Below are 22,760 nucleotides of genomic sequence, written 5' to 3'. Positions count from 1 at the left end.
CTGTTTCTACAATTTCTGCATGATGTTGTCTAATTCATGATCATAATTATAACTGGTATAAAATGATTTAGCGTTCTGTGAATATTCTGTATAATTTTCTACAATACTGTGCAGAGTTTCAGATACTTGATCCTCTTTTTGAAAATCAATACATTCTCCCATTCTGTTTGCTGCAATCGTATTAATAAGCCCAGGAATATCATTCCCAATCATGGGTATAGAAAAATTTGAAAACTCCCATAGCTTGTTTGGCGCACAAAATATATTATTTAAAGAAGAGTGATCATAAGTTAGTATACCAATATCTGCGTGACTGGTTACATGTAAATGATAAGGAGGTGCAACAAACGGAATATGGATGATAGAAGGACAGATGGCCTGCAGTTTTCTCAAATATTCTGTTTCCTTACCCATTATGATCAATGCAAAATCTTCTGACTGATTGATATAGCGGCAGATTCCTTCCAATTCTCTTTCAGGAAAAATAACTCCCTGATAAATAATTTTCTTTTTTTCTTTTACTGGTTCCAACAGTTTAGACAGTTCATCTGTCAGGGGAAGATGTCTTTGAGATAAATCTGAATAAGGTTTATTTAGAATAACATCCGGAGTTTTGGACAGTTTCCACCAAACCCGGAGTATATTTGCTCTATCTAAATTTGAACAAATAACCAGCTTTGCATTTTTTGCAAATTTTTCAAGACCTTTTATGTAGCGGGGTGCATAATCAAACAACTCATATAAGTTAAGCACATAATTTAGTGACAATAATTTATTCCCTAAGGCCAATGTGGTGTCTGCTGCCGGAATCCAGATCAATTTATCCTGATACTGATTTTCATTTATAATTTTCCAAAAAGTTTTTCTGATCTTAAACCAGTATAAAAACTTATTGGATGAAGGTTTTATTTGGGTTAAATGAACTTTATAACAAAGACTATCCAGCTCGTCTATCAGGTTTCCTTTTTCAAAACCTAAAACAAGATGTATTTTGTAACCATTTTTGTTCAGATACTTTATAAAAGCCAGTAAAGGAGGGTAATCTGAAACGCAGGTTTTATGAACAATCACAATTTCTTTATTCTCCATTAAATTTGCTATTATATTTTTTTACAAATTGATTCAACATATCATCTGCTTTCGATCTGAGAGCTGAAATATATTTCTGATGATCATCTTCTAAATCCGATTTTAATAAATCTTCGAGCTTACCGATTTCGAAATGATTATCCCATAAAGCAAATGAGGGAATTTGCTCCGTAAGTATCCTTAATTTAGGTTCTATTTCAACACAGATTACTTTCTTTCCTAATAAACCTGCAATGATAGCTCCATGATATCGCGCAGTAATGAATGTAGAAAACGAATTTAAAGTTTCTATAAAATCGCTTATTTCCATTGTTTCAGGATGCCAGACTATGCTTTTATAATCCTGTATTCTTTTCAACCACTTCGGGTCTTTATCTTTTGCAAATACAATAAACGTTACATCAAGATGTGGATTAGAATTTACGAAACTGATCAGCTGATCCTGATAATCTACCGAACTATTTTTCCAGTCCCAATCTCTCACAATAATTCCTATTTTATTGGTATCTTCAGTCTTTGAAACGTTTTGAATATGTCTATTAAAATAGGATGAGAACACCACATCAGCACCCAAGAATGATTTGATATTCCAATCGTTACAATAATTAAAAGAAATTTGATCTCTAACACCAGTAAAAAGAGAATCTTTTAATTGATTCTTTGCAAATTCTATAGCTTGTACATTATTATTAAACGGACCTAATCCAAAGCCCAAAAAAGCTTTTTCACAGCTGGTTACTGTATCATTACCCGGGCTAATCTTCTGTAATACCTTTTTTAATATTTTAACCGGGTTATTAGAAATATTATTCTTTAGTTTAGTTCTAAACGTAGACTTTTCTATAAAAGAGAAAAACTGTGTTCCACCACCATAAACTAACAAATTATCTTCCTGATTATTATTATATGAAGAGTCACTTAAAAATTTTGAAACATAATTATTTTCGGCCCCAATAAAATTTAGGGACTTGTTTTTGAAATTGGCTTTGATGAAGTCCTCAAACACGATCATTAACAAATCATCGCCAAAATTACTATCACCATATGCTCCTTTTATTGATATATTCATTATATTTTTGGCTTGATATTTTTTAATAATTTATTTTTCAGATAAATAGCATCTTCAGATTTTAACCTGTAATAATGTTCAGCATCTCTTGATTTAATTATTTTACAAGGATTTCCTACAACAACTGAAAGTGGCGGTATCTTTCCGGAAACAACACATCCGGCACCGATAATAGATCCTTCTCCGATCTGGCTCCCGGGGGTAATGATTACATTCCCTCCAATCCAGACATTTTCTTCAATTTTCACTTTTTTAAATTCAAAAGTTTCATCATAAGGAATAAATTTAGAATCCCTGAATTTATGATTTGCAGAATGAATTATTAAATTAGGTCCGATGATTACCCCGTTATTTATTTCAACCTCTCCAAGTCCGTTTATATCGGCATTAGGACCAATATAAATATATGATCCAATTGAAATTCTATCAGGAAATAATAATCTGATATTGGGATTGATATCATTGAGCTCACCAAAATGTTTTAATCTTTTTTTGGTTTTATTAAACTTAATCTGGTCGAGAATTCTATTTAATTTTCCAATTAAAAACATGATATAGCTTTTTTGATTAATAAAATACTTAAATAACAAGCTACAGGTAATAATATGATCATAAAAAACCTAAAATTAAAACCGTCTTTTTTGTATATATCAATATACCGCACCAATAAAACCACCAGAAATCCTAATAAAAATGAGATGGAGATTCCTTGCAATCCTATATATTGTATTAAAACAATACTTAATGCTATTGACACAATAGCCCCAAGCAATGTAGTCATTGTGATTTTCAATGTATTTTTTTCTTTCTGATATTTTAATCCCAGAAAACCTGCAATTGCATTGAATCCTACTCCTAAATATAAATACGGCATATATTGCCAGGTTTCAAAGTATTCTTTGGAAACCAATATTTTAGTCATAACAGGAGATAAAATACCCAGAGTAAAAGCCAAAGCCATCTCAAACATGATAAACTTACCCAGTAATCTATTAAAAGTCAGATTATCTTCTTCCTTTAAAATCCGGTCCTGCAAAGGCAGCAATAAAACGGAGTTGATCACTAAAAGCAACGCTGGAAAACGGCTTGCTACCGCATATAATCCGTTTCCTTCAGGACCCATATAATGCAAGATGATGAATTTGCTTGCAGATGATATTGCCCACCAGCTCATTAAATTGGGAATTAATGGTAAAGAGTAGGATACCATTGATCTTATAAGCACAGGATCCCAATATTTAAACTTGAAATAGGTCATGATTTTTACTTTATAAAGGATCATGACACATGCAATACTATACGCTACAATATTGGCTATAAAAACACCCTCAACATTTAATTTTAATATATAAATGAAAACTACGTTAAAAACAACTATTAAAAAAGTAGTTAAAATTCCGTTTATAGCAAATTGCCTTGTATTTCCCTGCCCCCTCAGAATACTTTGCAGTAAGGGCAATAAACAATTCAGAAAAATCAGCATTATAAAATATCCCTGATACTGAAAGCTGTTAAAAAAGACATAAATGGAAAAACCAATAAAGAAAATAAAATAACCTATACATAATGTTATTATGGAATTGGTCATAATTTTTGTCTTTTGGACCTCGCTTATATATTCTTTATCAATTAACCATCTGTAAGTTGCATCAGAAATCTGTAATGATACTAAAGGTGCAAAAAGACTTATTGTTGTTAACAGTAAGTCATATTCTCCCAATTCTTTTTTAGTGAGAAAATAAGTGTAAAAAGGGACTAATAAAAATGAAAGAATCTTTGATCCAAAGCTTCCTATGGAATAAGTTAAAGTTTCCTTAAACATCTTCTTTTTTAGAAGAGAAGATATATTCATTATTTATTTTTTATAAAATTTACAATGCGTTCACATGCAGTTCCGTCACCATAAGGATTATGCAATTCTCTCATGGACTGATAACGTGTTTCATCATTTAATAAACTTTGTGCCTCTGAAACAATTTTATTTTTATCAGTACCTACCAGAATAACCGTCCCTGCATCAACCGCTTCTGGTCTTTCAGTAGTATCACGCATTACGAGTACCGGTTTCCCAAGGCTTGGAGCTTCCTCCTGTATACCTCCGGAATCAGTAATGATCATATAAGACTGATTCATTAACCATACAAATGCCGGATATGCTAAAGGCTCTATCAATATTACATTATTAACTTCAGATAAAATTTCGTAAACAGGTCCTTTTACATTGGGATTCAAGTGTACAGGATAAATAACCTGAACATCTGGATTTGTAACAGCTATTTCTTTTAACGCTTCACAAATATTAATAAACCCCTGCCCGTGATTTTCCCGCCTATGTCCGGTAACAAGTATAATTTTTTTGGTTAGATCTATGCCAGACCTAAGTACTTCTATTTCTTTATTAACTATATGTTCTACTTTTGCAGAGCTATAGAATAATGCATCTATCACAGTATTTCCTGTGACTAATATGTTCTCCTCTTTGGTATTTTCTGCTAATAAATTAAGCTTTGACTGTTCAGTCGGAGCAAAATGGTAATCAGCAATACGACCCGCAACCTGTCGGTTTATTTCTTCCGGAAATGGAGATCTCTTGTTATGTGTTCTCAATCCTGCTTCTACATGGCACACTTTAGCTCCGGAATAAAAACTTGCAATACTGGTCGCCATTGTGGTAGTTGTATCCCCATGTACATAAACATAATCAGGATTAAAATCTTCTAAAACAGATTTAAGCCCGATAATAATATCAGCTGTTAAATTATATAAATTCTGACCAGGCTTCATTAAATCCAGATCGTAATCCGGCTTGATATCAAAAAAACTTAAAACCTGATCTAACATCTCTCTATGCTGAGCTGTAACGCAAACTTTAGTCTCAAATAACTCTTCTTTTTGAAATTCTTTTACCAGAGGTGCCATTTTTATAGCTTCCGGCCTTGTTCCAAAAACAATTAGATGTTTTCTCTTCATAATTTTAAGTAAGCAAATATTTATAATTTAGCATCACACTCTTTCAGGATTCCCTTTACATCATAAACAATCCCTTCTTCCTTCAGGTAATGATTCAGGTTTATATCCATAAATTCCTTGTGGGCAACGGTAAGAATGATTGCATCAAACTTTTCATCCGGAATCTCGTTGGTCACATCCAGGTTATACTCATGTTTTACTTCTTCAGGCTTAGCCCAAGGATCAAAAGTAGTAACGTGCAAAGCATAATCTTCAAGTCCGCGGATCACATCTACCGCTTTGGTATTACGTACATCCGGACAGTTCTCTTTAAAAGTAATTCCTAAGTTTAAGACTCTGGCACCATTGATTGTAATCTTCTTTTTAATCATCGTTTTCACGAGCTGGGAAGCCACATACTGCCCCATGGAGTCGTTAAGACGGCGCCCTGCCAGGATGATTTCCGGGTGATAACCGTTTTCCTGTGCTTTCTGAGCCAGATAATATGGATCAACTCCAATACAGTGCCCCCCTACCAAACCAGGTTTGAAAGGCAAGAAGTTCCATTTTGTTCCTGCAGCTTCCAATACTGCATGGGTATCAATTTCCAGAAGATTAAAAATTTTTGCCAGCTCATTCACAAAAGCAATGTTAATATCTCTCTGTGAGTTTTCAATAACTTTAGCTGCTTCCGCAATCTTGATAGTCGGAGCCAAATGAGTACCGGCAATGATCACAGATTTATATAAAGCGTCTACTACTTTTCCAATTTCCGGTGTAGAACCTGAAGTCACCTTCAAGATTTTCTCTACCGTATGTTCCTTATCACCCGGATTAATACGCTCCGGAGAATATCCCGCAAAGAAATCCTGATTGAACTTTAATCCTGAAACTCTTTCCAGAACAGGAATACATTCTTCTTCGGTAGCACCCGGATATACAGTAGATTCATAAATTACAATATCTCCTTTTGACAATACCTTGCCCACAGTTTCCGATGATTTATATAACGGAGTCAGATCGGGGCGGTTATGCTTATCAACCGGAGTTGGAACGGTAATGATATAGATGTTCGCATCCTGAATGTCGTTGATATCAGCAGAGCAGTACAATCCTTTTTCACTGGTTTGGTGAAAAGGGTTTTCCTGTTTTAATATAGCTTTCAACACTTCGTTTTCTACTTCTAAAGTATTGTCTACACCAGTATTTAATTCCTCAATCCTTTTCTGATTGATATCAAAACCTACAACCGGATACTGGGTTGCAAATAATCGTGCTAAAGGCAGACCTACGTATCCTAATCCGATAACGGCAATTTTATATTGTTTTTCCACAAAGACTCGATTTAAACTTGTTTATTTTAAATTTTCCCAATACCAGCTGATAGCTTCTTTCAATCCTTTTTCTATCGTATGGGTAGGCTGATATCCTAATAATTTTGCTGCTTTTTCAACGGATGCCAGTGAGTGCGGGATATCCCCTACACGGTTTGGACCATAAATGACATTAACGTCAGCAATTTTTTCATCGAATTCACTTAAATATTTTTTAAGATATCCAATCAGATCGTTCAATGTTGTACGGTCACCCACTGCTGTATTGTAAACCGTATTCACTGCCTCAGGATTCTCGGTAAGCATCGCCAGCTCATTCATCTGAATGACATTATCGATGTATGTAAAATCACGTGAATAATCTCCTGTACCGTTAATGGTAGGTGATTCATGGTTGATTAACTGCTTCACAAATAAAGGAATTACAGCGGCATAAGCCCCGTTCGGATCCTGTCTGCGTCCAAATACATTGAAATATCTTAAACCAATGCACTGCATTCCGTATGTTTTACCAAACACATCAGCATAGAGTTCATTGACATATTTAGTAATGGCATATGGTGACAACGGTTTCCCGATTACATCTTCCACTTTAGGTAATGATGCAGAATCGCCATAAGTAGATGATGAAGCAGCATATACAAAACGTTTTACATTGGCATCACGTGCAGCAATCAGCATATTTAAAAATCCTGAAACATTCACATCATTACTTGTAATAGGATCTTTAATTGATCTTGGAACAGAACCTAATGCAGCCTGATGTAATATATAATCTACATTTTCTACTGCTTTTTGACAAACTTCCAAATCACGGATATCACCTTCAATAAGCTTATAATTTGGATTTCCAAGGAAAGGCTCAATGTTATGACGATGTCCTGTTGCGAAATTATCTAAACAGACAACATGATGTCCTTTATTTAAAAAATATTCCGTTAAGTTGGAACCTATGAATCCTGCTCCTCCTGTAATTAAAATTTTATGCATTTCTATGATTTAAAAATTTTCTTCCACCAACTGCTTTTATCCTTGGTCTGGCTGTAACCGTAGCCGTAGCTGTAGTTATACCCATAGCCTCCTGCCCGTTTTGAAACATCATTAACGACAAAAGATACATTCGTCAGTTTAGAGTCTCTTACCAGATCGTTAGCAAAATCTATCAATATATTTTTTGATACTCCAGATCTTACGACATATAATGTTGCATCTGCTGTATCTGCAATACTCAATGTATCCGAAACCAGCATAAGCGGTGCGGAATCTATAATAATATAAGCATACTGAGAGGACATCTGCTCAATAAGCTTTTGATACCTTCCATTAGAAAGCAATTCCTGAGGATTGGGAGGAATAGCACCAGCATAAATAACATCACAGGAAGGATTGGTAATTGATGTATGAATAAGTTCTTCTACATCTACCGAATCATCATATAAAAATTCTGTAAGTCCTTTTCTTTTAGTAGGTTCATTGTCATACCGCTGAATTTGAGGATTACGGATATCTGAACCAATCAGAAGGGCTCTTCCATTTTTATTGGCTATGGTAAGTGCAAGATTAACAGATACAAGAGTTTTTCCTTCACCTTTTACCGAAGAAGTTACCATAATTACTTTGGCAGAATTTTTTACCGGTAAAACAAATTTAAGGTTGGAAACAAGAACCCTGAATGCTTCCGCCAGCTCTGAAAAGTCGTTTTTCTGCACCAAATGGTTTTCATTATCTTTAAGTGACGGTATATCAACCAGCACCCCTAATGAAGAACGTGCCTTAATATCTTCTCTGCTGTAAATTTTATCATCCAGCATGAATAGCACATAGAAAATGGCAAAAGGAATTAATATTCCCAGGAGAAAAGCTCCCAGAAAAATAATATCTTTTTTAGGTGACACCGGAATATCTTCCGTAAAAGCAGGGTTCACGATTTTGGCTTTTGGTACATCTACTGACAGATTGATCGCATTTTCTTCCCTTTTTTGAAGAAGGAATAGAAAGAGTTGCTCTTTAAGATTTTGCTGACGTTCTATGCCTCTGTATATTTTAGACTGCCCAGGAACCTTTTCTATGACATTATTACTGCTTGTAATTTGGTTTTGAAGTTGAGCAATACCCGTCTGTACTGTTTGTTTCTGCTCATTGATATTATCACGAATGATGTTCTTCAGAGAAGCAATTTCCCTATTCATTTCTATAACAGCAGGGTTTTCATTGGTTGCCTGCTTAAGGGTTTTGTTTCTGCTGATAAGAAGTAAATTGTATTGAGAAATGGATTGTTCCAGTGAAGGATTAAGCCCCAAATTAGAAGGCATAAGCTGACTGTTCCCTTTTTGGGCTTCTGCAGCAAGAGAGTTTAGAAGATCAAGCTGGGCTTGCTGCTGAAGAAGAACCTTAGTATTTTCGCTTGTATTCTGAAGAGCCAATTCTGCCTGCGCCTGCAGATCCACAATCCGGTTACGGTTCTGGAAATCTTCCTTCTGATTTTCTACTCCTGAAAGATCCTTCGTAATTACCTCCAGTCTTTTATCGATAAATTCCTGCGTATTCTGTGCCTGCAGATTTTTATCTCTCTGCCCATCAAGGTTATACTGTTTGGTCACTTCATTAAGAATAGCCTCTGATTTTTCAGGAAGTGACGCAATAAGACTGATTTCCATCAACATCGCTTTTTCATCCGGTAAACTAACCTGTATTGTTTTCTCAAGTTTTTTTACTTTTTCAATGGGATTCCAAAAAATGATTTTATATTCTGATTTAGGTATAAGAGTAGAATTTCTCTGCAATACTACTGTTCCAAAATCAAGCTTTACAGGAATATTAAATCTCCCTGTTACATTCCCTTTTTGCTCATTCTGAAGGGTAAATTCATCGCCCTTTATCTTTGCTATAGTATATTGTGAGGAAACAAATTTCTTTTTATTATAAGTTAATATTTTCGCTGTGATAGGCGCACCTGCAAACAGCTGCCAATCTTTAAATTCTCCGGCATTAAAATATTCTACATTAAGATTAAGATTTTTTACAACCTGCATGAGTATAGGTCGTGAATTGACTACGGCCGCTTCGCTTTTCAGTTCATCAGCATTACCCAAACCTATGCCCAGATTATCCAAATCAGCTAAAGCTGAAGAAAGATCATTTGTTTTTTTATCAAATTTAAGGGTAGTCTTTGATTGATACTGAGGAACACTGTATCTAAGATAAATATAGGCTCCTATTATAAAAACAAACATAGATGCTATAAACCACGGCCATTTATAAAGATATTTAGAAATCGTTTTTCTTAAATCCAACTTCTCTTCTTTTGCCTGAAATTCTGTCTGCTGCATATTTTTATTATCTTGTTAAAGCAACAATAAGGGTACCTGCCGTTAATAATGCACCAATAATCTGGAATGTAAGAGCTCTGTTCGGGTTTGTGTTGGCCAGAACCTGCTTATTCTTATCAGGCTGCACATATAATATATCGTTTTGTTTCATATAATAATAGGGTGAACTTACGATATCAGATCTTGTCAGATCAACGTTGACAATCTGGTCTACTCCATCATCTCCTGTACGGATAAGTTTCACATTCGTACGATCTCCATAATCAGTCATATCACCCGCCAGTCCCAATGCCTGGAAAATATTCACCTTTTGGGAAACACTTTGTTTCTGACCCGGCTCTTTTACTTCACCCAAAATACTTACGTTAAAGTTTTTCAGAGTAATGGATACCATAGGATCTGTAAGATATTTTTTCAAGCGGGACTCAAGATCCTGTTTCAGTTGTATCTGAGTCATTCCTTTGGCGTATACGTTTCCTATTACAGGGAAATAAATAAATCCTTCTTCATTTACTAAATATTCGCTTGGCTGTACATATTGGCTGGTTCCTGCGCCGGAATCACTTCCTACTTTATTGGCTGTATTAAGGTTGAAAGGCTTTACAGCAATTTCGTCCAGAGCAGAAACAAGGATCATGAGAACATCTCCCTCCTGAATATGCAATCCTTGAAATTTTGCTTTGCTAACCTCTTCTTCCATATTCTGTTTTGATATATATACCATGTTTTGCTTGGGTTTACAGGAAAGTAAAGTAACCGATAACAGTATTATATATGTAATAATCGTTTTCTTCATATGTTATTTAAATCTATTCGGATTAATACTCAATTTTATTAAAGATATTTACAACAAAAATTAGAATTAAGTGTATTTCTCACATTAAACATAAATTCACTTATATATGAAATAGGTTTAAATAAAAATATCTTATTTTAAAAGTCAATTCATTTTGTAGCAATTTTCATTCCGATTAGAAATAAAATAGTAAAAATATTTGTTTATTTTTTGCTTATCAATATCATAATTCCAACTATGTTACTGATAGACTTCACGTTCCGGTGTCTTATCTAAAATTTCAAATTCTGAATTATTACTTATAAATTCCGGCACTATTATCTTTAGAATTTTAACGACCTGTAAACTCTCTTTTTTTATAGCCGACCGCATAATCTGTTTACATAAAAGTTCTATATCCTCAAATTCCATCAATGGATCTCTTGATATCATTATTTTCTCATGATGGGTAGGAATAGTAGTGGAATTATCCGTTAAAAGCTCCTCATATAGCTTTTCGCCAGGCCTTAAACCAATAAAATCAATTTTAATATCAACATCCGGTGTATACCCTGACAACTTTATCATTCTTTTTGCCAGATCCAGGATTTTGATAGGTTTACCCATATCAAAAACATAAATTTCGCCTCCTTTCCCCATTGTTCCTGCCTGGAGTACCAGTTCGCAGGCTTCGGGAATGGTCATAAAATAACGGATGATATCAGGATGGGTAATGGTAACCGGACCTCCTTTTTCAATTTGTTTTCTGAAATGTGGTATTACAGAACCATTAGACCCCAATACATTTCCAAAACGGGTGGTAATAAATTTCGTAGTATTATCCGGAGAGTTTTGTAAAGACTGTACAAAAAGTTCGGCAGCTCTTTTAGAGGCCCCCATCACATTGGTTGGGTTCACAGCCTTATCAGTAGACACCATCACAAAACGGCTGACATTATATTGTTTGGATAATAATGCTAAGTTTCTGGTGCCTCCGATATTTACAAAAATAGCTTCATGAGGGTTGTCTTCTATCAAAGGAACATGCTTATAGGCCGCTGCATGATACACTATTGAAAAACGATAATCCTCAAATAATTTTTCAAGCCTGTAGTGGTTTGAAATATCTGCCAGCACAAATTTGAAATTTTGGTCCGGAAACCTTTCCAGCAATTCAAGCTTCAGCTCATGTAAAGGTGATTCGGCCTGATCCACAACCACAATAAGTGATGAATCCAACTGAGCAACCTGTCTCACAATTTCACTTCCAATAGATCCGGCACCTCCGGTTACCAGGATACTTTTATTAAAATGACGGCTTTTTACCTCTTTACTTTCTATTTTTATCGGACTGCGGTCCAACAAATCTTCAATTTGAAGAGGACTGATACCCCCTACAATACCATCTTCTTTTATTTTATTGAGACATGGCGCTTTCAGCACTTTCAATCCCCTATCCAATGCAAGAGCCATCCATTCTTCCATTTCCGCCTTATCCATCATTCCTCTGATTAAAACCGCGTCAAATTGATTTGTCAAATCACCACTTTTAAGGAGTTCCTTTTTATTATAAATTTTATAGCCTAGCAGCATGGCTTTTTTGGAATCCTGCCTGGCACTAAAAAAGCCAGCCAGCTGATAAGCATGTCCCGGATTATGAATGATCGCATTAGCCAATGACACAGATTCACTCTCCACTCCTGCAACAGCAATTCTTATTTTGGATGAAATTCCCTTATACTTACGGTCCATAACCACGCTAAAAAGCTGACTGGTAAGCATCCTGAAAAAGAACATCAGGAGAATGGAAATGAAAAAGAATAAAAAAAGAGCCGGATATAAATAGAGCGGTTTACCCAGTACTATATCTGAGGTAAAATTCAGTACCAATAATACTATAAAGGTACTACCTGAAGACCACAGGATTTTAAAAAAATCAGAAAAAGTAGAGTATCTTATAATTCCTGCATACGTTTTAAAAAGGAGCATGAATAGAACATTAACTCCAATAACCGTTAAAATTTTTTCATTGAGATATTCAATAAAATAAATTTTAACATGCAGTTTTTTTAATAAAAGGTAGATCGTTAAAACAGAAAAGGAGACGATTGAAACATCTATAAAAAAAACTAACCACCTAGGCACATACCTTAACTCTTTAATTTTAAAAACATTCCCCATACTACAGATAAACCTAAAAATATTATATTTTTTTATTTAATTCAACATTTGGTGGTTTTTAATTTTGAACAAATATAATTAATTATTGATATATTTTTTAGACTTATATATTAATTTAACACATTATATAATGAAATTATCTCCTATTTTAGCCATGAAAAATCTACAGTAATCATATCTCACTGCAACACAGTATTTTTCAAATTTCAAACTAAAATGTTAAAATTTCATAATGTTAAAAAAAACAAAATTCCTGAATGTTTATTTGAACGATATATTATTAACAAGGCATCAATAAAAAAAGAAGACCCTTTTTAGGCCTTCTTTCTTAGTTTCATGACAATTGGAATTATCTTAGGATATTTCGATTAATCGTGGTGGTTTCTGCTTGGCATCCTCTTTCTTAGGAATAGTCAGTAAAAGCAGCCCATTCTCATACTTTGCATTGATATTATCCTGATCGACAACATCCTTTGGAAGTTCCAGACTTCTTTTGAAAGATTGATAGCTGAATTCCTTGCGGGTAAAATTGTTCTCCTCCCTTTCACTGCTATCCTCCTTAGAGGATGAAATAGTCAAAAGGTTTCCATCAAGTTTTACCTCAAAATCTTTTTTGTCCATACCCGGTGCGGCAATCTGCACCTCATAAGCGTCTTCGTTTTCCCTGATATTAACCGAAGGAACCGTTGTACTAGTCGATGAATAATTGTTATTTCCCCAGTTAAAAAGTTCACGATTAAAAAAATCATCGAAAAGACTGGGAAGGGTTGAATATCCATTCGAGTTTCTTTTAATAAGATTCATAATAATCCTTTTAAATTAAGTTAAACAATCATTTTATAACACAATTAGCTGGCCAGCTGTATATTAGAAAAATATCAAAAAAAATACCATGCTGGAAAATGTGCTTTTTTTTCACAAAAACTGACAAAATTTCACTTTACCTTTTAAAAATTCCTGTTTTATTTTAAGCTGAAGGATTAGAAAGTCTTCATTATTATTTTGTTCCCGCTGGTAATCATCCCAGCAACTCTATCTGCTAATGTATTATGATCTCACTCATAGACATAATAATGAGTAAATATCTAATTTTGGGTAACTAAAGCATTCAACAGACACTAACCACCATTAAAATAACGTATGAAAAATTTATTCTTACCAATGATTGCTATAAGCTTCATTGTTTTAGCCTGTAAACAAAAAAATACAGATACAAATACCGGTTCTGCTGATTCAGTCAATACACAAAGTGCCTATCCTGATACAGCCGCCTCATCGCCCCGGATCTCCGAAAACAGTACAGCAGCTCGGGACAGTATAAATACAAAAACTCATATAGGCGGCAGAAAAACAAGCAATAACAATACAGGTAACGCCACCGGTAATATCAATGCAGCAGTATCAGACAGTGCACGTCCCCGCAGATAAATCAAATAACTTTTATGTATTCGTGATCTATTCACTAAAGTGAAACATTGCTTCAACAATTTTATATTTTTAACTTTAAATTGGCAGGACATTCTATTTTTAAATAACTGAGCTTTAATTATTTGTCACTCCTTCAATTGATGCCTGTTGTAAAAGGATAATTTTATCTTGCGATGATTTTGGAATTAAACTTTTACAGACTTCATAAATTGTAAAAAAATCAGTATTTTCGCAGTTGGAAATCATGAGTGATAAGTTTTTTGAGGTTATTCACTGCTGATGGACATGGCTGCATAGTTTAATGGATAGAACTTCGGATTTCGGCTCCGACAGTGAGGGTTCGAATCCTTCTGCGGTCACTTTATGACACCATTAGGACAATTTAGGCCAAATGGTGTCATTTTATTTATAAATACTTATCAATCAAAGCATTTAAAGTATTTTACATCCTTTTCTTTGTTTTCCAAACATAATTCCTTTCTTAAAAAACCAATATTTTATCTTTTTAAGACGATTTTTAGGCTAAAACTCTTTATTATTGACATGAACCCGACAGGATTCGAACTGTTTAAAAAATTCCACAAACAACTTATAATCAAATATTTAAATTCAAAATCCAATTTAAATCTTGTATTAGACGGTTCCATGATAATCCTTCCAAGTTCACTAATTGAATGAAAAGAAAATTTTTATACTGTTGAAAATCAAACAATTGCAGCAACCAAAAAAAAGAACTATCTATTTTACTTAGATACTCATCAAGCAGAAAGAACTATCACTAACGGTAAACAGAACACATTATCACTCTCAAGATTTGTTATAGCTTGTCTAACACTAAATTATCGATAAGAAAATGGAAAAAAAAGATCTTAATGCTCACATTGCTCATCAACGCTTTTACTATAGCCGCTCAGAGTAAAAGAAACCTGGCCAGGAAAGACAAAAACAAAAAAATTGCCGCCGAATTTTTATCGTTTAAATGGTAATCGGAGGAACAGTATAGCTTCTTTTCGACTGAACTTCATAGTTTATCATATACATAAAATTTAAAAAGAGGCTAAAGAAAGCCTCTTTTGTTGATAATTACTTGTTTGTTTTGAGTCATTAAATTTGTAATTAAAATCTAAGGCTTCAAATCTTCAAATTTTGTGTCCGCAGGCAAAATATGCTGAACTTTTTCAACCACCAATTCTTTAGGAACTGAGAATTCTGCAGTTTGTTTGATGTCCAATGAAGATGCTCCAACAGACACTTTATAATTTCCGACTTCTACAACCCAAGCTGATTTTGCAGTTTCAAAAGAAGCCAGATCTTTCGGATTAAGAGTCAAAGTAATCATTTGAGATTCTCCCGGTTTCAAGTCTTTTGTTTTAGCATAAGCTTTCAATTCAGATTTTGGTTTGTCGATACTTTTACCTGGAGCTGAAATATATAATTCTACAACTTCTTTTCCTGCAACTTTTCCTGTGTTCCTCACTTCAACCGTTACTTCTAACTTGTTATTGAAAGTTTTAGAATTCAATTTTAAATTACTGTAAGCAAAATCGGTGTAAGACTTCCCAAAACCGAATTCGTAAGATGGCTTCACATTGAAGGTATTGAAATAACGGTAACCCACATAAACACCTTCTTCGTATGTCACATCCTGCGGATTATCAGCAGGAACGCCAGGAAAATTCTTTGCTGAAGCGTGGTCTGCATAATTCACAGGGAACGTCATCGTCAATTTTCCTGAAGGATTTACTTTTCCGGAAACCACGTCAGCTACGGAATGTCCGCCTTCCTGACCCGGTTGCCAAGCTAAAAGAATTGCATCCACTTTATCTTTCCACGAAGCGGTTTCGATGACACCACCAATGTTCAGAATCACAACAACTTTCTTCCCTTTTGCATGGAAAGCTTTGGAGATTTTATCCAGCATTTCGATCTCTTCTGTTGCCAGATTGAAATCCTCATTCACTACTCTATCACCACCTTCACCTGAGTTTCTTCCCAAAGTCACAAAAGCAATTTCAGAAGTTTCTGCTTTTTTAGCCAGGAAAGCATCGTCCATTTTCATTTCAGACAATCTACCCGGAAGTCCGAGAATTCCTTTTTTCTTTCTTTCGGCCAATTCTGTTGCGGCTTCTTTTTCAGCGTGAGGTTTGTATAAATCAACTAATTCTTTGTCTAATTTGTAACCAGCCGAATTCAGACCTTCCAAAAGAGAAACGGTGTGTTTGTTGTTCACACTTCCGCTTCCCGTTCCACCTGTAATCCAAGCGTAAGAAGTCACTCCGAATAATGAAACTTCTTTTTGTTTATCGGCAAATGGCAACGCATTCTTCTCATTTTTAAGCAAAACCATTCCTTCTGTTGCAGCACTTCTCGTCACTTCTGCGTGTTCAGATAGATTTGGTTTATCACTGTATTTATATTGAGCGAAAGTTGGTGTTTTGAAAACATATTCCAAGATTCTTTTTACATTAAGATTTGCCACTTCCTGAGACAATTTCCCGGATTCTAAAGCTGCCAACAATACTTTTTTCTGAGCAGGAATTCCCGGCATCAAAAGGTCATTTCCTGCGTTCATCTGTTTTACAACATCAGAAATTCCTCCGCTTCTAATCGATTCAAAACCTGGAAATCCTCCGAACCAGTCGGTCATTACAATGCCTTTGAAACCCCATTCGTTTCTCAAAACCTGCGTCAGTAAATCTTTAGAATCTGATGTATAAACGCCGTTCACTTTGTTGTAAGACGACATCACTGTCCAAGGCTGGGATTCTTTAACGGTTATTTCGAAGTTTCTTAAATACAATTCTCTCATCGCTCTTTCGGAAACGTGTGCATTGATGGTCAAACGGTTGGTTTCTTCGTTATTCACAGCAAAATGTTTGATGGAAGTTCCCACACCCTGAGACTGGATTCCGTTAACGATGGCAGCCGCAGTTTTCCCAGATATTAAAGGGTCTTCAGAATAATATTCAAAGTTTCTTCCGTTCAATGGATTTCTGTGAATGTTCAAAGCCGGCGCTAGAAGTACATCAACCCCATATTCTTTCACTTCATTTCCCATTGCTTTTCCAACCTGCTCCAGCAATGATTTATTCCAGGTTGAAGCCAAAGCTGTTCCAACCGGAAATGCCGTTGCATAATAGGTTTTAGAATCATTTTCTCTTGTCGGTTGAATTCTTAAACCAGCAGGACCATCCGCAACAATCGTCGCAGGAATTCCGAAACGGTCAAAAGAATCCGTTCCACCAGCAGCTCCGGGAACCAGACCTTGTTTTGAATCTCCGACAGGACCTGTCAGAACTTCAATTCCGGGCATTCCGGTTCCAATGAGAAGATTTACTTTTTCTTCGTTGGTCATTTGCTTGATGATGGCGTCAATTCTTTTATCAACCGAAAGACGTGTGTCTTCCCAAATATCTAATTTTCCGTTTTTGTTGGAATCTCTAAATGTTTTTCCATCAACCGTTACCGTTGCATTTTTAGTCTGAGCATTCGCAAACGGCGATGCAACCAATAAAGCCAAAAATAATCCTGAGTATTTTGCTTTCTGAGAAAGTCCTATCAGTGTTGATATATTCTTTTTCATATGTAGATATTATTTATTTTTTAGTATTGAATAATTTTAATTTTGAATAGAAATCTTCGAACATCAGTCGAGTGTCGAGTTGCGTATAAACTCTGATGTTTCTACCTTTCGGATTGTATTCGTACAGTCCTTTATCATTGATTTTCGGAGTATTTTTAATGGCATAAGAACTCGAAGACGGGTCAGCTTCAAATGAAGATTGTAAAGCTGTCAACAAGACCAAAGGACTATCGCCCATAATGTAAGTTTCACCTATTTTCAGATTGAACTTCTGAACTCTTTTCATTAAATCTTCAATCTTTTCGGTCAGATAATCTCCGGTTTTCCCTTCAGGTTTTACTTTGGTGATGAGTTCTGCGTAAGACATCAAGGTCTGTCGGTACGCGTTTCTCGGAATTTGCCAGATATTTAAATTGGATTCATTAAAAACAACCTGCACTGCTTTGATGTCGATTCCGAGATTGTATTCTAAAGAGGTGTAACCCGGAGGTGGTGTTGCCAAATCGGGATATTCCGGACCGCCAATCCAAACGACAATAATTTTGTCTGCGATTTTTGGTTCCATTAAATAGGCACTTGCAACTTCCGTCAGGCCTGCACCACAAACCACGAACAAAGGATTTTTCTCATCCGCTTTCATTGCTTCTGCAACAATTGCTTTTGCACCTTCGGAAATGTTTGGCGTTTTCAAGTCTTTCAACTGGTCATTTGAACCTTGGAAAACTGAAAATTTGTTTTTAAGATTCATTACTTCCAACGTTTCGTTGACTTTCTTCACGGCATTTTCAGCGGTAACTTTAGAAGAATCAAATGGGTCGCCTGGTTTTAAATGTGAACCAATAATTCCTTTAATTTCTGTGGAAGGCGAAAGGATTTGATGAACGAGCTGAAATATTCCATCCGGGTCGCCACCGAAATCGTTGTCAACGATGACACGATAGCGCGGTTTTACGTATTTGTCCATTTCTGAAATCACGGCAGACTGTGCGGGCAAAGCCACTGCCGCAAAAAAAGAAACGATATTAAAAATTGATTTCATTGTTTTGGTTTTGAATTAACCACAAAAGAGCGTTGATTATTTTTCTAATAGGATTTTATCCTATCCTTTGGTAAATCGTCTCTTCGGGGCTGCCTAAAAATGGTGTTTAGAATCTCTCGCAGATTTTTAATTCAATCATCTGCAAAATTTGCTCAATCTGCGTGAGACTTTAATCAAAATATTATAAGAACTTGTGGAATCTCAACCAATCCAAATAGACATCCGACCATTTATCAACAGGAAGATTTTGTTTTCCCATTCCGAAACCGTGACCACCTTTTTCGTAGATGTGAAGTTCGGTTGGCTGTCCTGATTCCAGCCATTTGTTGTATAATAAAACTGATTTTGGAGCGAGTTTCAATTGGTCATCACTTGCTGCGCAAATAAACATTGGAAGTGATGATTTTGGAATTTCAGTATCTAAAATCTCCTGACTTGGTCCGCCATAAATAGAAGCCGCAAAATTGGGCAACGTTGAAGCATCTTTGCTGTGAAGAACGCTTTCCAAAATCACGCTTGCACCTGCAGAAAATCCTATTACGCCTAATTTTTCAGGATTGATATTCAGTTCTTTTGCATGGGTCCTAATGTAAGAGATTGCCGTTTTAATATCTTCGCCTGCCATTACTTTAATCGGTGCAGTTTTCGCATCAAATGCTTTTCTGTCTTTAATGCCCTCCATCATTTCTTTGGCTGGGTCGTTGGATTTTGTTTCCAGCAATCTGTATTTTAAAACGACTGCTGTGATTCCGTTTTCGGCTAATTTTTTCGCAACATCAATTCCTTCTCGATTAATGGATAAACTTTGAAAACCTCCACCAGGGGCAACAACGATTACTGTTCCGTTCGCTTTCGCTTTATCAGCTTCGAATAATAACATTGAGGGTTGCGTTACATTAAAAACCACTTCGGTTTTGAACAATTCGTTGAATTGCTGAGCTTCTTTTTGTGTCCAGTTTTCTGTTCCCGGCGCTTTTCCTTTGTATAATGGTATTGATTTTTGAGCGTTTATTGTGCTTAATCCTAAAAGGAATGCACTTGCTATGATTAATTTTTTCATTTTGATAATGTATTACGCAAAAGCCTAGTTTTTCTTATTGTTAATTTTGTTTTATGTAGAGCAAATAGTTCAGCTTTGTTGATTTATGAGAAGCTGAAAAAGCAGACAGAGAATGAATTGTTCCGTCGTTTATCATATTTTAATATTCATCTTTTGTAACGTTCAAATCTTGTCTGTACTGGTCTAATCTTGTCTGTAATTCTGCCGTAATTTTTTCATAACCCGGTTTACCGTAGAGATTGTTCATTTCATTAGGATCTTTTTTCAGATCATAAAGTTCATTATAATTAATATCCTGTGCTTCAGGGATGTAATCTACTTTTTTAAGGAGTTCCAATACACGGTGTTCTCTATATCCTGGAGTCGTTTGGAATTTTGTTTTTACGGCTCTGAGTCCACCTTCACCATAGAAATGAATCAACTTGTAGCGCTCCGTTCTTACACCATCGTGTTTTCTTACCAAATGGAACGCAGGATAATCGTAATAATGATAATATAAACTGTTTCTCCAGTCTTTTGGTTCTTTACCGGAGAATAACGGTTCTAAAGTATTTCCTGGCATTTCAGGAGATTTTTCAGCACCAGCCATTGAAATAAAAGTAGGTGCAAAATCAATATTCTGAACTAAAGCCTGAGATTGTGTTCCAGCTTTGATCCCTTTCGGATAACGCATCAATAATGGTGTTCTGAAAGATTCTTCATACATAAATCTTTTGTCAAAATAATTATGCTCTCCCATATAAAACCCCTGATCTGAAGTATAAACAACTATAGTATTTTCTTTTAGTTCCGGGTTTTTATCTAAATAATCTAAAATTTCACCTACAGAATCATCTACAGATTTTACGACTCTTTCGTAGTCTCTCATATAATTCTGATACTTCCAAAGCACCAATTCCTTACCTGTTAATTTGGCTTTGAGGAATTTTTCATTTCTTGGCTTGTAAAATTTATCCCAAACTACTCTTTCTTCGGGTGTTAATCGGTCTAATTCTCCTGAAAGAGCCATGAAAGAAAATTTATCATAAGGCGTTTTTGCTTCTGCATTCAACTCTCCTACTTTCAGATCCTGAACCAATTCCAAATCTTTAGAGATAGTCATTTTCTGGTTTTTTGCAGCAACACCTTTTCCTACATAATCGTCCCAGAAATTTTCGGGAACGGGAAATTCTGTATTTTCGTAAAGATTTAAATACTGCAGTTCCGGCATCCAGTTTCTGTGCGGTGCTTTGTGATGAACCATCAATAAAAAAGGTTTGTTTTTGTCGCGGCTATTCAAAAATTCCAAAGAATGCTGTGTAATCAGTTTTGTCGCATATCCTTTTTCCTGAACATATTTGTCGTTGGTCATTTTACTTTTGAAAGTAGGGTTGTAATATTTTCCCTGATCATCCAAAATATTATAGTAATCAAAACCTTTTGGGCTGGTCGACATATGCCATTTCCCTACAATTGCCGTTTGATACCCAACATCGTGAAGTGATTCTGAAAAGAAAACTTTTGTGGAATCGATGCCTTCTGCCAATTGCTTTTGTCCGTTCTGATGGCTATACAAACCAGTCATCAGAGCAGCCCGACTTGGCGTACACAAAGAATTTTCAACAAAAGCTTTTTCGAATAAAATTCCTTCTTTTGCTAATCTGTCTATATTGGGGGTAGGAGCCAATTTTGAAACTTTGCTTCCGTATGCGCTGATAGTTTGGTACGAATGATCATCGGTCATAATGTAGATGATGTTCGGTTTTTTCTGAGCGTAAGACATCTGGAACGCCGCAACTAATGTTAAGAGTAATAGTTTTCTTTTATACATTGTTATTTTTTTATTAAATTAATATTAGTCCTCATTTTCACTATAGTCGGTAGCACATCGAAAGCCTGTGTTTTCAAGACTTGTATCGGGTGAAGCTGCCATTCTTGATGATACTCTGTATCCCGAGCAATACATTTCATTACACATAAAAGAACCTCCTCTTACTACTTTCACAGCAGTATTTGGCATTCGCGGATCATAGCTATTAACAGATCCCTGGGGATTCTCCGACACGATGTTTACCAAGCTCTGATAGTATTTCTGGTCATAATTATCAGCGCACCATTCCCAAACATTTCCTGCCATATCATAAAGTCCGTAAGCATTTGGAGCAAATGATTTTACGGGTGCTGATCTTTTAAATCCATCGGTTTCTGTATTTAAAAAAGGAAATTTTCCATCCCAGGTATTTGCTTTTGGTAAACCCTGATAGGGTTCTTCATTTCCCCACGGATAGGTTTGATCTTTTAATCTTCCTCTTGCAGCATATTCCCATTCAGCTTCTGTAGGCAATCTTTTACCTGCCCATTTTGCATAAGCGTTAGCGTCTTCCCAAGTGATATGTACTACCGGGAAATTTTCTTTACCATCCAGATTGCTTCCTGCGCCTTCAGGATGTCTCCAATCGGCTCCCTTTCTCCATTCCCACCAAAGTCCGGGATTATTGAGAGATACGGGCTTTGATGATTGTTTGAAGACAAGGGATGAGGCCGTAAGAAGACTGTCTGCCGGTTTCGGAGTTCCTTTGGGAAGTTGTTTTTTCAGCTCATTCCAATCCGGAACTCTTTCTGCAGTTGTAATGTAGCCTGTTTTTTCTATAAATTTTGAAAACTGCCCATTAGTAACCTCCGTTTCATCAATATAAAAGCTGTTAACTCTTACTTTATGCTGTGGATATTCATCTTTTCTGCCTCGGTTATCAGATGCACCCATCAAAAATATTCCTCCTTTAATCAAAATCATTCCGTCCAGTGTCCTATTTTCAGAAATAGAAGAATTCTGTAAAGTTGTTGTTTGGAAGCGTTTTGCCACAGGATGACAAGAAAGTTCCTGAGCACCTCCTTTGCTAAAAAAGACAGTTAGTAAAACTACCGTAAAAAACACTTTTCTCATC

17 protein-coding genes and 1 tRNA gene are annotated in these 22,760 nt (G+C 35.5%); 2 read left to right on the top strand and 16 right to left on the bottom strand.

Features of this window, described 5'->3' with window-relative positions:
- Window positions 1-6: 6 nt before the first annotated feature.
- The 11 genes from J2T03_RS01450 to J2T03_RS01400 form a co-directional block, all read right to left on the bottom strand.
- Complete coding sequence (locus J2T03_RS01450) at window positions 7-1,089, bottom strand: hypothetical protein (protein ID WP_306843114.1); 1,083 nt, start codon at window positions 1,087-1,089, stop codon at window positions 7-9.
- Window positions 1,079-2,158, bottom strand: coding sequence for a polysaccharide pyruvyl transferase family protein (locus J2T03_RS01445; protein WP_306843115.1), 1,080 nt, complete (start codon window positions 2,156-2,158; stop codon window positions 1,079-1,081). The genes J2T03_RS01450 and J2T03_RS01445 overlap by 11 nt, the downstream gene beginning before the upstream one ends.
- Window positions 2,158-2,709 carry an acyltransferase gene (locus J2T03_RS01440; RefSeq protein WP_306843116.1) on the bottom strand — a complete coding sequence of 184 codons (552 nt, stop codon included), beginning with the start codon at window positions 2,707-2,709 and terminating at the stop codon, window positions 2,158-2,160. The genes J2T03_RS01445 and J2T03_RS01440 overlap by 1 nt, the downstream gene beginning before the upstream one ends.
- A complete protein-coding gene (locus tag J2T03_RS01435; protein WP_307211066.1) occupies window positions 2,700-3,980 on the bottom strand; it encodes a lipopolysaccharide biosynthesis protein in 1,281 nt (426 codons plus the stop codon). Before J2T03_RS01435 ends, J2T03_RS01440 begins: the two co-directional genes overlap by 10 nt.
- 29 nt (window positions 3,981-4,009) lie before the next feature.
- Window positions 4,010-5,128, bottom strand: coding sequence for a non-hydrolyzing UDP-N-acetylglucosamine 2-epimerase (gene wecB / locus J2T03_RS01430; protein ID WP_306843118.1), 1,119 nt, complete (start codon window positions 5,126-5,128; stop codon window positions 4,010-4,012).
- 20 nt (window positions 5,129-5,148) lie between these two features.
- Window positions 5,149-6,441, bottom strand: coding sequence for a nucleotide sugar dehydrogenase (locus J2T03_RS01425; protein ID WP_307209040.1), 1,293 nt, complete (start codon window positions 6,439-6,441; stop codon window positions 5,149-5,151).
- Between the two features lie 21 nt (window positions 6,442-6,462).
- On the bottom strand, window positions 6,463-7,431 hold the full coding sequence (locus J2T03_RS01420) for an SDR family oxidoreductase (protein ID WP_306843120.1): 969 nt from the start codon (window positions 7,429-7,431) through the stop codon (window positions 6,463-6,465).
- A 2-nt stretch (window positions 7,432-7,433) separates the two neighbouring features.
- Window positions 7,434-9,770: a GumC family protein gene (locus J2T03_RS01415; RefSeq protein ID WP_307209039.1), complete on the bottom strand. Its 2,337-nt coding sequence runs from the start codon at window positions 9,768-9,770 to the stop codon at window positions 7,434-7,436.
- A gap of 7 nt (window positions 9,771-9,777) precedes the next feature.
- Complete coding sequence (locus J2T03_RS01410) at window positions 9,778-10,470, bottom strand: polysaccharide biosynthesis/export family protein (protein WP_307209038.1); 693 nt, start codon at window positions 10,468-10,470, stop codon at window positions 9,778-9,780.
- A 336-nt stretch (window positions 10,471-10,806) separates the two neighbouring features.
- The gene (locus J2T03_RS01405; RefSeq protein WP_373426873.1) at window positions 10,807-12,726 is read right to left on the bottom strand and encodes a UDP-N-acetylglucosamine 4,6-dehydratase family protein; all 1,920 of its coding nucleotides are present in this window, start codon (window positions 12,724-12,726) and stop codon (window positions 10,807-10,809) included.
- 354 nt (window positions 12,727-13,080) lie between these two features.
- Window positions 13,081-13,530: an Hsp20/alpha crystallin family protein gene (locus J2T03_RS01400; protein WP_306843124.1), complete on the bottom strand. Its 450-nt coding sequence runs from the start codon at window positions 13,528-13,530 to the stop codon at window positions 13,081-13,083.
- Window positions 13,531-13,866: 336 nt separating this feature from the next.
- Between J2T03_RS01400 and J2T03_RS01395 the strand changes: the two genes are divergently transcribed.
- Together J2T03_RS01395 and J2T03_RS01390 are read left to right on the top strand one after the other, a co-directional pair.
- Window positions 13,867-14,154 carry a hypothetical protein gene (locus J2T03_RS01395; protein ID WP_307209034.1) on the top strand — a complete coding sequence of 96 codons (288 nt, stop codon included), beginning with the start codon at window positions 13,867-13,869 and terminating at the stop codon, window positions 14,152-14,154.
- A 287-nt stretch (window positions 14,155-14,441) separates the two neighbouring features.
- Window positions 14,442-14,513, top strand: a tRNA-Arg gene (locus J2T03_RS01390).
- Between the two features lie 764 nt (window positions 14,514-15,277).
- Here J2T03_RS01390 and J2T03_RS01385 read toward each other — a convergent pair.
- The 5 genes from J2T03_RS01385 to J2T03_RS01365 all read right to left on the bottom strand — a co-directional run bounded on the left by J2T03_RS01385 (window position 15,278) and on the right by J2T03_RS01365 (window position 22,759).
- A complete protein-coding gene (locus J2T03_RS01385; RefSeq protein ID WP_307209032.1) occupies window positions 15,278-17,737 on the bottom strand; it encodes a glycoside hydrolase family 3 C-terminal domain-containing protein in 2,460 nt (819 codons plus the stop codon).
- Between the two features lie 13 nt (window positions 17,738-17,750).
- Window positions 17,751-18,776 (bottom strand): nucleoside hydrolase, encoded by a 1,026-nt coding sequence (locus J2T03_RS01380; RefSeq protein ID WP_307209030.1) that lies wholly within the window; start codon window positions 18,774-18,776, stop codon window positions 17,751-17,753.
- 181 nt (window positions 18,777-18,957) lie between these two features.
- Window positions 18,958-19,836 carry an alpha/beta hydrolase gene (locus J2T03_RS01375; RefSeq protein ID WP_307209029.1) on the bottom strand — a complete coding sequence of 293 codons (879 nt, stop codon included), beginning with the start codon at window positions 19,834-19,836 and terminating at the stop codon, window positions 18,958-18,960.
- A gap of 139 nt (window positions 19,837-19,975) precedes the next feature.
- Window positions 19,976-21,646, bottom strand: coding sequence for a sulfatase family protein (locus tag J2T03_RS01370; RefSeq protein WP_307209028.1), 1,671 nt, complete (start codon window positions 21,644-21,646; stop codon window positions 19,976-19,978).
- A gap of 24 nt (window positions 21,647-21,670) precedes the next feature.
- The gene (locus tag J2T03_RS01365; protein WP_306845947.1) at window positions 21,671-22,759 is read right to left on the bottom strand and encodes a formylglycine-generating enzyme family protein; all 1,089 of its coding nucleotides are present in this window, start codon (window positions 22,757-22,759) and stop codon (window positions 21,671-21,673) included.
- Window position 22,760 lies beyond the last annotated feature (1 nt).

Origin of the sequence: Chryseobacterium lathyri (assembly GCF_030812195.1) — a bacterium.
GTDB lineage: Bacteria > Bacteroidota > Bacteroidia > Flavobacteriales > Weeksellaceae > Chryseobacterium > Chryseobacterium lathyri_A.
Note: the sequence above shows the minus strand (reverse complement) of the source record. Positions and strands in the feature narration are given on the sequence as shown.

What these genes read in the sequence shown, in the direction of transcription:
- J2T03_RS01415 (WP_307209039.1), bottom strand. Translation starts at nt 9,770, where the DNA reads ATGCAGCAGACAGAATTTCAGGCAAAAGAAGAGAAGTTGGATTTAAGA.
- J2T03_RS01365 (WP_306845947.1), bottom strand. Translation starts at nt 22,759, where the DNA reads ATGAGAAAAGTGTTTTTTACGGTAGTTTTACTAACTGTCTTTTTTAGC.
- J2T03_RS01440 (WP_306843116.1), bottom strand. Translation starts at nt 2,709, where the DNA reads ATGTTTTTAATTGGAAAATTAAATAGAATTCTCGACCAGATTAAGTTT.
- J2T03_RS01400 (WP_306843124.1), bottom strand. Translation starts at nt 13,530, where the DNA reads ATGAATCTTATTAAAAGAAACTCGAATGGATATTCAACCCTTCCCAGT.
- J2T03_RS01405 (WP_373426873.1), bottom strand. Translation starts at nt 12,726, where the DNA reads ATGGGGAATGTTTTTAAAATTAAAGAGTTAAGGTATGTGCCTAGGTGG.
- J2T03_RS01435 (WP_307211066.1), bottom strand. Translation starts at nt 3,980, where the DNA reads ATGTTTAAGGAAACTTTAACTTATTCCATAGGAAGCTTTGGATCAAAG.
- J2T03_RS01380 (WP_307209030.1), bottom strand. Translation starts at nt 18,776, where the DNA reads ATGAAATCAATTTTTAATATCGTTTCTTTTTTTGCGGCAGTGGCTTTG.
- J2T03_RS01375 (WP_307209029.1), bottom strand. Translation starts at nt 19,836, where the DNA reads ATGAAAAAATTAATCATAGCAAGTGCATTCCTTTTAGGATTAAGCACA.
- J2T03_RS01450 (WP_306843114.1), bottom strand. Translation starts at nt 1,089, where the DNA reads ATGGAGAATAAAGAAATTGTGATTGTTCATAAAACCTGCGTTTCAGAT.
- J2T03_RS01420 (WP_306843120.1), bottom strand. Translation starts at nt 7,431, where the DNA reads ATGCATAAAATTTTAATTACAGGAGGAGCAGGATTCATAGGTTCCAAC.
- J2T03_RS01410 (WP_307209038.1), bottom strand. Translation starts at nt 10,470, where the DNA reads ATGGAAGAAGAGGTTAGCAAAGCAAAATTTCAAGGATTGCATATTCAG.
- wecB (WP_306843118.1), bottom strand. Translation starts at nt 5,128, where the DNA reads ATGAAGAGAAAACATCTAATTGTTTTTGGAACAAGGCCGGAAGCTATA.
- J2T03_RS01370 (WP_307209028.1), bottom strand. Translation starts at nt 21,646, where the DNA reads ATGTATAAAAGAAAACTATTACTCTTAACATTAGTTGCGGCGTTCCAG.
- J2T03_RS01385 (WP_307209032.1), bottom strand. Translation starts at nt 17,737, where the DNA reads ATGAAAAAGAATATATCAACACTGATAGGACTTTCTCAGAAAGCAAAA.
- J2T03_RS01445 (WP_306843115.1), bottom strand. Translation starts at nt 2,158, where the DNA reads ATGAATATATCAATAAAAGGAGCATATGGTGATAGTAATTTTGGCGAT.
- J2T03_RS01395 (WP_307209034.1), top strand. Translation starts at nt 13,867, where the DNA reads ATGAAAAATTTATTCTTACCAATGATTGCTATAAGCTTCATTGTTTTA.